Here is a 13,016-nt window from a genome sequence, read left to right on the forward strand (position 1 = left end):
TGTCTCTGGAAATCTGCAGGCCTCCACCGCATGCAGGCTGACTTCAGGAGGTATCATGGACAAGACTGCGAACGGCCTGCTCAACGGCTTCATCGGCGTCGTCATCTTCAGCGGCTCGCTGCCGGCGACCCGCGTCGCCGTCGCCGATTTCGACCCGGTCTTCCTCACCGTCGCACGCGCCGCCATCGCCGGCCTGCTCGGGCTGGCCCTGCTGCTCGCGCTACGGCAGAAGCGGCCCGCCCCGGCCGACCTCCTGCCACTCGCGGTCGTCGCGCTCTGCGTGGTCGTCGGCTTTCCGCTGCTCACCGCGCTGGCGCTGAAGCATGTCACCTCCGCCCATTCGATTGTCTTCATCGGCCTCCTGCCGCTGGCTACCGCGATCTTCGGCGTGCTGCGCGGCGGCGAGCGCCCGCGCCCGGCCTTCTGGCTCTTCGCCGTCCTCGGCAGCCTCTGCGTCGTCGGTTTTGCCTGGACGCAAGGGATCGCCGCCTCCCCCATCGGCGACCTCTTGATGCTCGCCGCGATCATCATCTGTGGTCTAGGCTACGCCGAGGGCGCGCGCCTCTCGCGCCACCTTGGTGGCTGGCAGGTGATCTCCTGGGCGCTGGTGCTGTCGCTGCCGATCATGGCCGGCCTCACGCTGCTGACGCTGCCGGCCTCGTTCGGGCAGGTGGGTGGCGGCGCCTGGCTCGGCCTCGCCTATGTCTCGCTGTTCAGCATGCTGATCGGCTTCGTCTTCTGGTATCGCGGCCTCGTCCAGGGTGGCATCGCCGCCGTCGGGCAGCTGCAATTGCTGCAACCCTTCTTCGGCCTGGCGCTGGCCGGCCTGCTGCTCGGCGAGACCGTCGGCTGGCAGATGGTCGCGACCTCGGCCGCCGTCGTTCTCTGCGTTGCGGGAGCCAGGCGCTGCGCGCGCTGATCAGAGCCCGTTTTACCGATCAACTTGATTCAATCTGATCGGATCCGGCTCTAAAGTCAGGCAGTGACCGGCGGCAGGACGATCACCGCATCGCCGGGCGCCACCCGCCCGGTGCGGTCGACGCTGAGGACGAGGCCGCGCAAGCGGGCCGCCGCCTTGACGAAGGCGAACTCCAGCGTGGCATCATCTGCCATCGCGGCAACCGCCCGGCCCGCCTGTCGGCAAGGCGCATTATAGGCCTCGACGCGCAACACGGCGCCGCCGTCGAAGCGACCTCTGCCACCCCACTCCCCGCCGAATGCGAGCCGGCCGCCTGGTGCGAGCCGCGAGAAATCGGCGATTCCGTCGAGCAGGAGATTGCCGCCGAGCCATTCCGGCTCCAGCGCCGCCAGGCCGAGCCGTCCGGCGATCTCTGCGAGCTCGTCGACGCCGAGCGCGGAGATTTGCCGATCGTTGCGGATCACCGTCCCGCGCGGCAGCCAGGGCTCGCGGGCACCGGTGCGTCGCGACGAGCCATGATGGAGATCGCCGGGAATACCGAAGAGATCGAAATCGAGGGCGGCAGTGCGCCCTGTCACGAACGCGTGGTCGCCGTGCCGGTCAGGGCCGGTTGTCAATGTGGCGACGAGCCTGCCGGCTTTGGGCGCAGTCTTCACTGCCGCAGGCGCAGCCTTCGTCACCTCGATCATGCCCGTTGCTGCGTCAGAGCAGCTTCAGGTCACCAGCAGCGGTCTTGCCGCGCTCGGTCTTCAAGTCGAAAGAGAGCTTTTGCCCTTCAGTCAGGGACATCAAGCCCGCTTCCTTTACGGCAGTGATATGGACAAACACGTCCTTGCCGCCGTCGGAGGGCTGTATGAAGCCAAAGCCCTTCTCAGTATTGAACCACTTTACGGTCCCGGTCGCCATCGCCGCATCCTTTGGAGCATCCATGGTCATGCCGAACCCTTCGACGAGCTGCCGAAAAGGCCCCGCACAGCAAGGATTGACCGAAAACGCAAGCTTGTCGAGATGAAAGCGGCGGCAGTTCCCTGCCGGACCGATCAGGGTTTCGTCAATTCGAACTGCGTCTTCGCCGCCGCCAGCGAGGAACCACCGAGATAAACCTCGATCGTGCCGGGATCGAGCTGGTAGCGGCCGGCATCGTCATGGCCGCCAAGAGCCCTGCCCTCCAGCCGGAACGTGACCGTTTTCGTCTCCCCGGCCTTGAGCGCGACCTTGTCGAAGCCCTTGAGCAGGCGCAGCGGACGGGAACGCTCCGCGACCGGCTGGCGGATATAAAGCTGTACAACTTCCTGGCCGTCGCGATCCCCCTGATTGGTCACGTCGACGGCGACCTCGGTCGCGCCATTGAACGGCACCCGGCCGTTCGTGACCCGCGGGTTGGCATAGGCGAAGCGGCTATAGGACAGCCCGAAGCCGAACGGGTAGAGCGCCTCGTTCGCCTCATCCATGTAGATCGACTCGTAGCGCTGGCGGATCTTCTGCGGCCGACCGGTCGGCAACTGGTCGTAATAAACCGGGATCTGCCCGACCGAACGCGGGAAGCTCATCGGCGTGCGTCCCGCCGGATTGACCTTGCCGGCCAGTACCTCGGCGATCGCGGCGCGCCCCTCGGTGCCGCCATGGAAGGTCTGCACGATCGCGGCGACATGCTTGTCGGCCCAGGTCAGGACCAGCGGCCGCGCCGTCGCCAGCACCAGCACCACCGGCTTGCCCGTGGCGACCAGCGCCTCGAGCAGCTCCTGCTGCACGCCCGGCAGCCCAAGATCGGTGCGCGAGGCGCCCTCGCCCATGAACTCGCAATCCTCGCCGAGCATGGCGACGACAAGGTCGGCGGCCGCGGCCGCCTTCACGGCAACGTCCTTGTCCTTGAACTCGGTGCCGCAATTCTTGGCGAAGGCAGGCTCGTAGCTCACTGCGATGTCCGCCGGCAGCTGTTCGCGCAGCGCCTCGGGCAGCGGCTGGACGATACGGCGTCCGAGGCCCGCCGGATCGGTCCAGACGCGCTCGTCCTCCGGCACCGCCATGGCGCCGATGACCGCGACCGATTTGACCGCCGGCGCGATCGGCAGCGTCCGCTTGTCGTTCCTGAGCAGGATCACGCCCTCGCGCGCCGCCTGTCGCGCAACCTTGCGGGCCTCTTCGGTCTGCATCAGCGACGGCGCCGCGGCGACGTCGACATCCTGCCGTTCGAACAGGCCGAGATGATACTTGACCCGCAGCACGCGCCGGACGGCCTCGTCGAGCGCCTTCATCGGCACGCGGCCAGCCTTCACCTCGTTGGCGAGGTGCTTGTGGTAGACGTCGCCCATCATATCCATGTCGATGCCGGCGAGCAGCGCCTTGCGCGCCGCCTCGGCGTCATCCTTGGCGATCCCGTGCAAACGCAATTCCGTGATCGAGCCGAAATCCGAGGTGACGAAGCCGCGAAAACCCCATTGCCCGCGTAAAAGGTCGGTCAGCATGCCGCGATGGGCCGTGGCCGGCATGCCGTTCAGCGCATTGAACGCCGCCATCGCCGTCATCGCCCCTGCATCGAAGGCGGCCTTGAACGGCGGCAGGAAGAGGTCGTGCAGCTGGCTCGTCGGGATCCAGGTCGAATTGTAGTCGCGCCCGCCCTCGGCGGCGCCATAGCCGACGAAGTGCTTCACGCTCGCCGCCACCCCGCCACGCTGGTAGCCGCGGGTGCGCGCCACCGCGATGACGCCGGCGAGATAGGCGTCCTCGCCCGCGCCCTCCAGCACGCGACCCCAGCGCGGATCGCGCGAAATGTCGACCATCGGCGCGAAGGTCCAGTTGACGCCGGCGGCACGCGCCTCGCGTCCGGTCCAGTAGGCCGCCTGCTCGATCAGTTGCGGATTCCAGCTCGAGGCTTGGCCGAGCGGCAGCGGGAAATAGGTTGAGAAGCCGTGGACGGCGTCTAGTCCGATGATCAGCGGGATCTTCAGGCGCGACTGGCGCACCGCCTCCTGCACCTGCCGGACCTCCTGCGGCACGACGAAGTTCATCACCGCGCCCATGCGGCCGGCCTTGACCTGATTGACGTCGAAGCCTTCGCCGCGCCCGGAAAGGTGGAGCTGGCCGACCTTCTCCTCCAGCGTCATCCTGCCGATGAGCGCATTGATCTTGCGCTCGATCTCGGCCGCCTCGCGCCCCTGCTTCCAGCCGACGCCCTGCTGCTGCGCGTGGGCAAAGGTCGCAAGGCCGCAGAACAGGAATGCAGCGACGAGCCGCAGAAGCATGATTGAGGTCTCGCTGAACGGACGGAGGGTAGAAGCGGCCCTACAGGATCGGGCCGCCCGGCTCAACCGCCCCCATCGCCGCATCGCGATGAACGCGAGCTGAAGCAGGCCCGACATGCCATGGCGCATGGCCTCCCCGGTTGCCTCCCGTTCCGTTCCATGCGACCGAGCCAAACGGAGAAAACGCGGGATTTGGCGACCATGGCCCAGCTTCTGACCATCGAAGACCTGCGTCTTCTGGCAAAACGCCGCGTCCCGCGCATGTTCTACGACTACGCCGATTCCGGCGCCTGGACCGAGGGCACCTACCGCGCCAACGAGGCCGATTTCGCCGGGATCAAGCTGCGCCAGCGCGTCGCCGTCGACATGACCAACCGCACGCTCGCTTCGACTATGATCGGCGAGCAGGTCTCGATGCCGGTGGCGCTCGCGCCGATCGGCATCGCCGGCATGCAGCACGCCGATGGTGAGATCCTCGCGGCGAAGGCCGCCGCCCGGGCCGGCGTCCCCTTCACGCTCTCGACCATGAGCGTCTGCTCGATCGAGGACGTCGCCGAGAACACCGACAAGCCGTTCTGGTTCCAGCTCTATGTGATGCGCGACCGCGCCTTCATCGAGCGCCTGATCGACCGCGCCAAGGCAGCCGGCTGCTCGGCGCTGATGCTGACGCTCGACCTGCAGATCCTCGGCCAGCGCCACAAGGACATCCGCAACGGCCTCTCCGCCCCGCCGAAGCCGACGCTCGCCAACCTGATCAACCTCGCCTTGAAGCCGCGCTGGTGCCTGGGCATGCTCGGCACCAAGCGGCGCAGCTTCGGCAACATCGTCGGCCACGCCAGCGGCGTCGGCGACATGACCTCGCTCTCGGCCTGGACCGCCGAGCAGTTCGACCCGACGCTGAGCTGGGACGACGTCAAGTGGATCAAGGACCGCTGGGGCGGCAAGCTGATCCTGAAAGGCATCCTCGACGCCGAGGATGCCGAGCTCGCAGCCCAGAGCGGCGCCGACGCGCTGATCGTCTCCAACCATGGCGGACGCCAGCTCGACGGGGCGGTGTCCTCGATCGCCGCCCTGCCCGGCATCGTCGAGCAGGTCGGCGGACGCATGGAGGTCTGGATGGATGGCGGCATCCGCTCCGGCCAGGACGTGCTGAAGGCGGTGGCGCTCGGCGCCCGCGGCGTACTGATCGGCCGCCCCTTCCTCTATGGGCTCGGCGCCATGGGCGAGGAGGGCGTCAAGCTCGCGCTCGAGATCATCCGCAAGGAGATGGACATCACCATGGCCCTCTGCGGCAAGCGCGACATCCAGGATGTCGACGGCAATATCCTGGTGAAGGGCAAGGCCTGAGGGTAACGGCGCTCAGGGTTCCTCTTCCAAAGCGAGAACAGCGAAGCTGGCGAGCCAGTGCTCGCCCATATAGTCGCCGGCGATATGCGGAATTCCGGCGGCGAGATGCTCTGCCGCAGCCGTCCTTGCGACCGCCCGGCGGGCGTCCCCTTCCGGCAATGCGCCGGCCAGCGCCCGCCAGCACCAGGCGCGGCTGAGGTTCAGCCCGTCGAGATGCGCGATCTTGCCGTCGCTGCGGTCGGAGACGGTCGCGGGCCGGAACAGCGTCGCCGGCTCTTGGCGCGCGAGCTTCGGCAGGAAACGGTCGAACCAGGGCAGGAACGCCTCCGGTGCGAGCAGGCGACGCATGCATTCCGCCTCGATCAGGGCCGAGGACTGGAAATCGTCGCCGCTGGGCTCGCCCCAGGCCGGGCAATCGGTATCGTCGCCGTACCAGCGCAAGGCCGTCTCGCGCAGCAGCACAGCAAAATCATCGTCTGCTGTCGCGGTCGCATAGTCCGCCGCCATGCGCAGGCCGAAGGCGGTGTTGAAATGCGTCCCGACCCGCACCGGATAGGTCGCAAGCGGCAGGAAGTCCCGGAAGCGTTGCGCGAAGGCCTCGGCCAGCGGGGCGCAGACTTCAGACCAGCGCTTGTCGTCGAGCAGGCTCAGCTCCGCCGCTAGCTTCAGCAGCCAGCCCCAGCCATAGGGGCGCTTGAAGCCGCGCGCTGTCGGAGCAGCCAGATAGGCGCATTCGACCGCGACCTTCTCGGGCGTGAGCTGCGCGTCGAACAGCGCGCGGATATCGGCAGCCGCCTCGAACCCGGGATAACGCCGCAGCAATCGCGCTAGCATCCAGTAGCTGTGGACGCAGGAATGCCAGTCATAGCTGCCATAGAAGATCGGGTGCAGCTCGCGCGGGGTCAGCGCATCCTCTGGTCCCGCCAGCGTATGATCCGGCTTATTGGGGTATTCGCGCCCGACATGGCCGAGCGCGATGCGGGCGAAACGGAGCGCGAGCTCTTCCGTCAAACGGGCTGCGGTCATGATGGTTTCCTTGTTCTGGCGTAGCTGATTAGCAGGTCGATCAGGCGCGGGGTGAGATAGATCGGCAACTGCGTCGCCGCGAAGAACAGCGCCATGCGTGGCGAGGCCGCGGCGCCGAGCGCCGACCAGACCAGCCCGACATTGCGGTTGCCGAGAATGAGGCCGACGGTCAATCGGTCGGCAAGCGTGCCCGGCAGCAGGAAGGCGCCGGCGCCCTGCAGGCCGAGATTGCAGGCGAAGGCGAGCGCGAGGCAGAGCAGCGCGCCTTGCCAATCTCCTTCGATCTGCGCGCGCACCCCCGCCATGGTCGCGACCACGAAGACGAGCAGCGCCGCGACCACGATCCTGTCGACCGAGCCGCCATGGCTCCGCAGCAGCGGCGCCGCAAAGCGCCGCAGCAGCAAGGCGACGCCTTCCGCACCACCGACCAGCAAGGCCAGGCGCAAGGCGAGATCGACAGCGCCGAGCCCGATCCCACCGAACCAGCCGGCGAGAAGCGGCACGGTGATCGGGGCGAGCGCCATGCACAGCAACGTCACGGCGAGCGGAACCGTGCCGTCGAGCCCGAGCATCCGCGCCACCGCCGCGGTGCCGCTCGATGGCGGAGCGGCCGCCGCCAGCACGAGGGCGAGTGCGAGTTCGGCGCCGAGGCCGAGACGATGGGCGATCAAGCCGATCAGCACCGGGCAAGCGACCATGACGATGACGGGGAGCAGCAGCGAGAGCGCCGGACGACCGAGCACGGCGATGACGGCCTGGCCATCGGTCCGCAGCAGCGTGCCGAGCACGATGACGAAGATCATCACCGGCATCAATGGCCGAGCCAGCTCCGCCAGCACCGGAAAGGCCAGGCCGACGAGGACGCCGAGCGCCAGGATCGTCGGCCCGCGCGGGATGAGGCGCGACAGGGATGCTCGCATGTGCCTCGTCCGGTCGTTTCAAGCGCGCTCCTTTCAGCAGCTCGCACGCCATTGTGGAAATCGATTTTTACTATCGGTACTATTGTTCAAATGAATTTAGCCGCTGTCGACCTCAACCTCCTCGTCGCCTTCGAGGCGCTCATGGAAGAGCGCAACGTCACCCGTGCCGGCCGGCGCATTGGCTTGGCGCAGCCCTCGATGAGCAGCGCGCTGACGCGCCTGCGCGCTCTGTTCGGCGATGAGCTCTTCATCCGCACGGCCGCAGGCATGCAGCCGACCGCCAGGGCATTGGCGCTGGCCCGGCCGATCGGCGAAGCACTCGCCCAAATCAGGGAGACGCTCGCGCCGGATGCCGGTTTCGACCCCGCGACAGCGCGCCGCCGCATGACCATCGCGGTGACCGATTACGGCGACCTCGTCGTCGTGCCCGCGCTGGTCAGCCTGCTGCGGCAGGAGGCGCCGGGCATCGACCTCGTCGTCCGGCCGATCGCCGACCCGGCCGCCAGCCTGGCAGCGCTCGAGCGCGGCGATGTCGATGCCCTCATCGGCGGCCACCTTCCGGACTCAGGCCGCATCGTCAGGCGCACGCTGTTCGAGGAAGATTTCGTCTGCATTCGCGACAGGGAGCGCGCCTTATCAGCAGCACCGCTTACGGCCGATGACTATGTCCGGCTGCCGCATGCGCTGTTCTCCTCCGCCGGCGGCGACGGATCGCCCGGCGTCGTCGACGCCATCCTCGCCATGGAGGGGCGCAAGCGCCGGGTCGCGGTCACGCTCGCGCATGTCGTGGCCGTGCCCTTCGCCGTGGCCGGCACCGATCTGGTCGCGACCATGGCGAGGCGTGTCGCCACGCGCTTCGCCGCGATCGCCGGTGTGACGCTCCTGCCGCTGCCCTATGACGCGCCGGCCTTCGCGATCGACCTGCTGCATAGCCGCCGCGCCACGGCCGATCCGGCCCTGTCCTGGTTCCTGGCCACGATAGAGCGGGTCGGGCACTCGCTCCGAGAAAACCAACGCAGGCAGTCTTGACACTCGCACTCATCGCATCCAGATAAATGAGCAATCACTCACTCATTCTGGTTCAAGTAAACCGTGGCCCGTCCTCTCAGCGAAGCGAAGCGCGAAGCGATCCTGGCGGCTGCCTGCAAGCTCGTGGCGGAGCATGGCACCGGCGCGCCGACCGCGAAGATCGCCAGGGAAGCCGGGCTCGCCGAAGGCACGCTCTTCACCTATTTCGCCAACAAGGACGAGCTGCTCAACCAGCTCTATCTCGAGCTGAAGACCGACTTCGCCAAGCTCACCGTGACCGCCTATCCGCGCGATGGCAGCATTCGCGACCGGCTCGAACATCTCTGGAACAGCTTCATCGACTGGGGCGCGAAGCATCCCGCCAAGCGAAAGGCCCTGCGTCAGCTCGCGGTCTCCGACCGGATCACCGAAGAGACCCGAAGCAAGACCGCGGCCGCCTTCGCCGAGATCAGCAGCATGATCGAGCAGAGCCGCCGGGAGGGCCTGCTCAAGGACCAGTCGCAGCCCTTTTTCAGCGCCGTAGTCGAGGCGCTGAGCGAGGTGATGCTCGATCTGATCGCCCGGGAGCCTGACCGGCACGAGCACTACAAGAAGCTCGGCTTCGCGGTCTTCTGGGACGGCATCACCACCTGACAACCCAGCAAGGAAACGCCCGGCTCCGGCTTTTTGATTTACTTAAATGAGCAAGTGCTCACTCACAGTCACTGGAAAGGACAGCTCATGACCAAGACCTGGCTGATCACCGGCGCCGCTCGTGGCCTCGGCCGCGCCATCACCGAGGCGGCCCTCGCCGCTGGCGACAACGTCATCGCGACGGCGCGCGATTCCGCCCGCCTCGCCGATTTGCAGGAACGCTATCCCGACACGCTCCTCCCCTTCACGCTCGACGTCACCGACATGGCTGCGGCGAACGCGGCCGTGGCCTTCACGCTCGACACCTTCGGCCGGCTCGACGTGCTCGTGAACAATGCCGGCTACGGCCATGCCGTCGCCTTCGAGCAGGCCAGCGAGGCGAGCTTCCGCACCCAGATCGAGACCAATTTCTACGGCGTCGTGAACCTCACCCGCGCTGCGCTGCCGGCGATGCGGGTCCAGCGCGCCGGCCACATCATCAACATTTCCTCGGTCGGCGGACGCACCGGCACGCCGGGTCTCAGCGCCTACCAGTCGGCGAAATGGGCGGTCGGCGGCTTCACCGAGGTGATCGCCAAGGAGGTCGCCCCGCTCGGTATCAGCATCGTCTCGGTCGAGCCCGGCGGCATGCGCACCGGCTGGGGCGAGATCGCCCGTGGCAATGCGCCGGCCGTGATGCCGGATTACCAGCCCAGCGTCGGCGCCGTGCTCGACCTGCTGAAGGCCTATGTCGGCAACGAGATCGGCGATCCCGAACGGATCGCGCAGATCGTGCTCGACCTCAGCCGGCGCGAGAGCCTGCCGGCCCATCTCGTCCTCGGCAGCGACGCGCTCTTCGTCCTCGCCCAGGCGGAGGCAGAGCGGCAGAAGCAAGCGGCTGAATGGGCGCAGGTCAGTCGGTCCTCGGATTTCGTGGGGACTGATCTCGCGGCTTTGCAGAAGCTGCTCAGCGGGGAGGCCAGGGCGTGAGCCGTGCGGTCAGCGTCGTGAGAAACCCGCTCTAAGTTGCGATCACGCTTACTGCTCCTTCAGCGTGAGGCGAAATTTATCGAACAGCCTCTTGGATAGCCGCACAATCTGGCTCCCCTGAAGATATGATCGCGTGGTCTCTCTCGGTTGGAGCAACCTTCGTGACGATTTGCGTGAAGGCAAAACGCATCGCCCTCTGCCTGCTGGCCCTCGGCTGGTCTCTCAGCACTGGTGCGCCGGCTGCGGCGCAGACCGTGGAGGAGGTCTTGAAGACGCCATGCTCTTCCAATGAGACCGGCTCCCGGCTCTGGCGCTTGAACGATCTCGGCCGCCTCATCCCTTATGAGCACCCTGTCGAGTACCGCGTCGGCCAGGTCAAATTCCGGGTGCCCTGGGCCTTCGTTCGGACTCCGCTGTCTCATCTCAATTGCCCGCAATCCAGGGATGGGTGGCTGTATTTCTTCTTCTGGATGCCCGACCGCAAGCCGCCGGCGCGTGAGACGAATGTCCGCCTGGTCGGTCACGAGGTTTACCAGCCGCCTGAACCGGGCCGCATGCGTGGCCGGGACCATCTCGTCAGGGTCGTCGTCAACCCTCCGTCGAAACCGGGCGAGAGGCTTGCTTGGACCGTACCAGACCGCATCAAAAAGGCCGGCGGCGTCGATGCACTGCCGCATGAGTTCGGCATGCTTCGGCTGCCAGTTTATGGTGGCATTTCAGACAAGAGCGCTTCGCGAAATTGGGTTCAATTGTCCGAACGTCAGATCGTTTCTCTGAATTGCTCGGATAGACGAGGTACGAACGCCCCCTCTACCTGTAGATCTTATGTCCAAACGAAGGATCCAGATTTCGATCTTACCATCGATTTCTTGGATGAGCACCACTTAAAAACCATCGATACTATCGATTCTGTCCGCGATTTCCTTTTGAACTGGCGCATCAGCGCTGGTCCGCTCTGACAATCGCTTTTTAATGCGACTTCGACACGGAGACTATCGGTCTGATCCTTCGAGGTGAGGACTAGGCAACTCCTAAACGGACCCCAAGATCGTTTCAGATTTCCGCACGAAAAAAGCCTGCGCCCCGTTTCCGGAGCGCGGGCCTTTTTGAATCCAACCCCAATCGCTCAGCGCGTGAACTTCTTGTACTGGATGCGCTTCGGAATGGTGGAATCGATGCCGAGCCGGCGCTGCTTGTCTTCCTCGTAATCCTGGAAGTTGCCCTCGAACCATTCGACATGGCTGTCGCCCTCGAAGGCCAGGATATGGGTCGCGATCCGGTCGAGGAACCAGCGATCATGGCTGATGATCACGGCGCAGCCGGCATAATCCTCCAGCGCCTCCTCCAGCGCCCGGAGCGTGTCGACGTCGAGATCGTTGGTCGGCTCGTCGAGCAGCAGCAGGTTGGCGCCTGATTTCAGCATCTTGGCGAGATGGACGCGGTTGCGCTCGCCGCCCGAGAGCGAGCCGACCTTCTTCTGCTGGTCGCCGCCCTTGAAATTGAAGGCCGAGCAATAGGCCCGCGAATTGATCTCTTTCTTGCCGAGATAGATGATGTCGTTGCCGCCGGAGATCTCCTCCCAGACGTTCTTCTTGTCGTCGAGCGAGTCGCGGCTCTGGTCGACATAGCCGAGCTGGACGCTCTCGCCGACCTTGATCGTGCCGGCATCGGGCTGCTCGACGCCGGTGATCATCTTGAACAGCGTCGTCTTGCCAGCGCCGTTCGGGCCGATCACGCCGACGATGCCGCCCGGCGGCAGCTTGAAGGAGAGCCCGTCGATCAGCAGCTTGTCCTGGAAGCCCTTCGACAGGCCTTCGAAATCGACGACATTGTTGCCGAGCCGCTCGGCGATCGGGATGACGATCTGGGCGGTGTCCGGCCCCTTGTTCGAGGCCTTCTGCACCAGCTCGTCATAGCGCTGGATGCGCGCCTTGCTCTTGGCCTGGCGCGCCTTCGGCGAGGCCGAGATCCACTCCTGCTCGCGCTCCAGCGTCTTCTGCCGGGAGATGTCCTCACGACCTTCCTGGGAGAGGCGCTTCTGCTTCTGCACCGACCAGGCCGAATAGTTGCCCTCGTAAGGGATGCCCTGACCGCGATCGAGCTCGAGGATCCAGCTGGTGACGTTGTCGAGGAAGTAGCGATCGTGGGTGACGATCAGGATCGCGCCCGGATAGGTCCGAAGATGCCCTTCGAGCCAGGCGGTGGTCTCGGCGTCGAGATGGTTGGTCGGCTCGTCGAGCAGCAGCAGCTCCGGCTGCTCCAGCAGCAGCTTGCAGAGCGCGACGCGGCGGCGCTCGCCGCCCGAGAGCTTGCCGACCTCCCAGTCATCCGGCGGGCAACGCAGCGCATCCATCGCCTGGTCGACCTTGGAATCGAGGTCCCACAGCCCCTTGGCCTCGATCTCGTCCTGGAGATTGGTCATCTCGTCGGCGGTCTCGTCCGAATAGTTCATGGCGAGTTCGTTGTAGCGATCGAGGATCGCCTTCTGCGGCGCGACGCCGAGCATGATGTTGTCACGGACATTGAGGCTCTCGTCGAGCTTCGGCTCCTGCGGCAGGTAGCCGACGCGCGCGCCCTCGGCGACCCAGGCCTCGCCGGTCCACTCCTTGTCGAAGCCAGCCATGATCTTGAGCAGCGTGGATTTACCGGCGCCGTTGACGCCGAGCACGCCGATCTTGGCATCCGGATAGAAGGAGAGGTGGATGTCCTTCAGGACCTGCTTGCCACCCGGATAGGTCTTCGACAGGCCGCGCATGTGATAGATGAACTGGCGAGACATGAGGCGTGCGGGCTCCGCTTGCGGCTGGCGTTCGGGCTTTGGGGAAATCTGGCCGCTAGATAGGCGACGAGGCCGCCGAAGGCAACGGTCGGTGGGCTATCCGCTACCATGCGCCGTCCGCCCACGAATTCGCGAGCGGGCACCGCCAGGGC

Annotated in this window: 12 protein-coding genes; 6 read left to right on the plus strand and 6 right to left on the minus strand. The window is 66.1% G+C overall.

Features of this window, described 5'->3' with window-relative positions:
- Nucleotides 1-55 precede the first annotated feature (55 nt).
- Complete coding sequence (locus ACSQ3M_RS13095; RefSeq protein WP_436150519.1) at nucleotides 56-919, plus strand: DMT family transporter; 864 nt, start codon at nucleotides 56-58, stop codon at nucleotides 917-919.
- A gap of 56 nt (nucleotides 920-975) precedes the next feature.
- Here the strand turns inward: ACSQ3M_RS13095 and ACSQ3M_RS13100 are convergent, their stop codons facing one another.
- The 3 genes from ACSQ3M_RS13100 to ACSQ3M_RS13110 all read right to left on the minus strand — a co-directional run bounded on the left by ACSQ3M_RS13100 (nucleotide 976) and on the right by ACSQ3M_RS13110 (nucleotide 4,161).
- The gene (locus ACSQ3M_RS13100; RefSeq protein ID WP_436150520.1) at nucleotides 976-1,608 is read right to left on the minus strand and encodes an MOSC domain-containing protein; all 633 of its coding nucleotides are present in this window, start codon (nucleotides 1,606-1,608) and stop codon (nucleotides 976-978) included.
- 13 nt (nucleotides 1,609-1,621) lie between these two features.
- On the minus strand, nucleotides 1,622-1,825 hold the full coding sequence (locus ACSQ3M_RS13105; protein WP_436150960.1) for a cold-shock protein: 204 nt from the start codon (nucleotides 1,823-1,825) through the stop codon (nucleotides 1,622-1,624).
- A 134-nt stretch (nucleotides 1,826-1,959) separates the two neighbouring features.
- A complete protein-coding gene (locus tag ACSQ3M_RS13110) occupies nucleotides 1,960-4,161 on the minus strand; it encodes a glycoside hydrolase family 3 N-terminal domain-containing protein (RefSeq protein ID WP_436150521.1) in 2,202 nt (733 codons plus the stop codon).
- 201 nt (nucleotides 4,162-4,362) lie between these two features.
- On the opposite strand from ACSQ3M_RS13110, the gene ACSQ3M_RS13115 reads away from it, so the two are divergent.
- Nucleotides 4,363-5,508: an alpha-hydroxy acid oxidase gene (locus ACSQ3M_RS13115; RefSeq protein WP_436150522.1), complete on the plus strand. Its 1,146-nt coding sequence runs from the start codon at nucleotides 4,363-4,365 to the stop codon at nucleotides 5,506-5,508.
- Between the two features lie 12 nt (nucleotides 5,509-5,520).
- Here the strand turns inward: ACSQ3M_RS13115 and ACSQ3M_RS13120 are convergent, their stop codons facing one another.
- A complete protein-coding gene (locus ACSQ3M_RS13120; RefSeq protein ID WP_436150523.1) occupies nucleotides 5,521-6,534 on the minus strand; it encodes a DUF2891 domain-containing protein in 1,014 nt (337 codons plus the stop codon).
- Nucleotides 6,531-7,454 carry a hypothetical protein gene (locus ACSQ3M_RS13125; protein WP_436150524.1) on the minus strand — a complete coding sequence of 308 codons (924 nt, stop codon included), beginning with the start codon at nucleotides 7,452-7,454 and terminating at the stop codon, nucleotides 6,531-6,533. The genes ACSQ3M_RS13120 and ACSQ3M_RS13125 overlap by 4 nt, the downstream gene beginning before the upstream one ends.
- Nucleotides 7,455-7,544: 90 nt before the next feature.
- Here ACSQ3M_RS13125 and ACSQ3M_RS13130 point away from each other — a divergent pair, with 90 nt between their 5' ends.
- From ACSQ3M_RS13130 to ACSQ3M_RS13145, 4 genes are all read left to right on the plus strand, one after another.
- Nucleotides 7,545-8,483, plus strand: a complete 939-nt coding sequence (locus tag ACSQ3M_RS13130) for a LysR family transcriptional regulator (RefSeq protein WP_436150525.1) — start codon at nucleotides 7,545-7,547, stop codon at nucleotides 8,481-8,483.
- 63 nt (nucleotides 8,484-8,546) lie between these two features.
- Complete coding sequence (locus ACSQ3M_RS13135) at nucleotides 8,547-9,116, plus strand: TetR/AcrR family transcriptional regulator (RefSeq protein WP_436150526.1); 570 nt, start codon at nucleotides 8,547-8,549, stop codon at nucleotides 9,114-9,116.
- A gap of 87 nt (nucleotides 9,117-9,203) precedes the next feature.
- A complete protein-coding gene (locus ACSQ3M_RS13140) occupies nucleotides 9,204-10,085 on the plus strand; it encodes an SDR family NAD(P)-dependent oxidoreductase (protein ID WP_436150527.1) in 882 nt (293 codons plus the stop codon).
- 161 nt (nucleotides 10,086-10,246) lie between these two features.
- Complete coding sequence (locus ACSQ3M_RS13145; RefSeq protein WP_436150528.1) at nucleotides 10,247-11,044, plus strand: hypothetical protein; 798 nt, start codon at nucleotides 10,247-10,249, stop codon at nucleotides 11,042-11,044.
- 167 nt (nucleotides 11,045-11,211) lie between these two features.
- On the opposite strand, the gene ettA is transcribed toward ACSQ3M_RS13145, so the two are convergent.
- On the minus strand, nucleotides 11,212-12,864 hold the full coding sequence (ettA, locus tag ACSQ3M_RS13150; protein WP_436150529.1) for an energy-dependent translational throttle protein EttA: 1,653 nt from the start codon (nucleotides 12,862-12,864) through the stop codon (nucleotides 11,212-11,214).
- Nucleotides 12,865-13,016: the final 152 nt, after the last annotated feature.

It is taken from the genome of Allobosea sp. LjRoot90 (genome assembly GCF_964254315.1).
Lineage (GTDB): Bacteria > Pseudomonadota > Alphaproteobacteria > Rhizobiales > Beijerinckiaceae > Allobosea.

Excerpts from the sequence above, each read along its gene's own strand:
- ACSQ3M_RS13095 (WP_436150519.1), top strand. The coding sequence starts at position 56 with ATGGACAAGACTGCGAACGGCCTGCTCAACGGCTTCATCGGCGTCGTC.
- ACSQ3M_RS13100 (WP_436150520.1), bottom strand. The coding sequence starts at position 1,608 with ATGATCGAGGTGACGAAGGCTGCGCCTGCGGCAGTGAAGACTGCGCCC.
- ACSQ3M_RS13105 (WP_436150960.1), bottom strand. The coding sequence starts at position 1,825 with ATGGCGACCGGGACCGTAAAGTGGTTCAATACTGAGAAGGGCTTTGGC.
- ACSQ3M_RS13110 (WP_436150521.1), bottom strand. The coding sequence starts at position 4,161 with ATGCTTCTGCGGCTCGTCGCTGCATTCCTGTTCTGCGGCCTTGCGACC.
- ACSQ3M_RS13115 (WP_436150522.1), top strand. The coding sequence starts at position 4,363 with ATGGCCCAGCTTCTGACCATCGAAGACCTGCGTCTTCTGGCAAAACGC.
- ACSQ3M_RS13120 (WP_436150523.1), bottom strand. The coding sequence starts at position 6,534 with ATGACCGCAGCCCGTTTGACGGAAGAGCTCGCGCTCCGTTTCGCCCGC.
- ACSQ3M_RS13125 (WP_436150524.1), bottom strand. The coding sequence starts at position 7,454 with ATGCGAGCATCCCTGTCGCGCCTCATCCCGCGCGGGCCGACGATCCTG.
- ACSQ3M_RS13130 (WP_436150525.1), top strand. The coding sequence starts at position 7,545 with ATGAATTTAGCCGCTGTCGACCTCAACCTCCTCGTCGCCTTCGAGGCG.
- ACSQ3M_RS13140 (WP_436150527.1), top strand. The coding sequence starts at position 9,204 with ATGACCAAGACCTGGCTGATCACCGGCGCCGCTCGTGGCCTCGGCCGC.
- ettA (WP_436150529.1), bottom strand. The coding sequence starts at position 12,864 with ATGTCTCGCCAGTTCATCTATCACATGCGCGGCCTGTCGAAGACCTAT.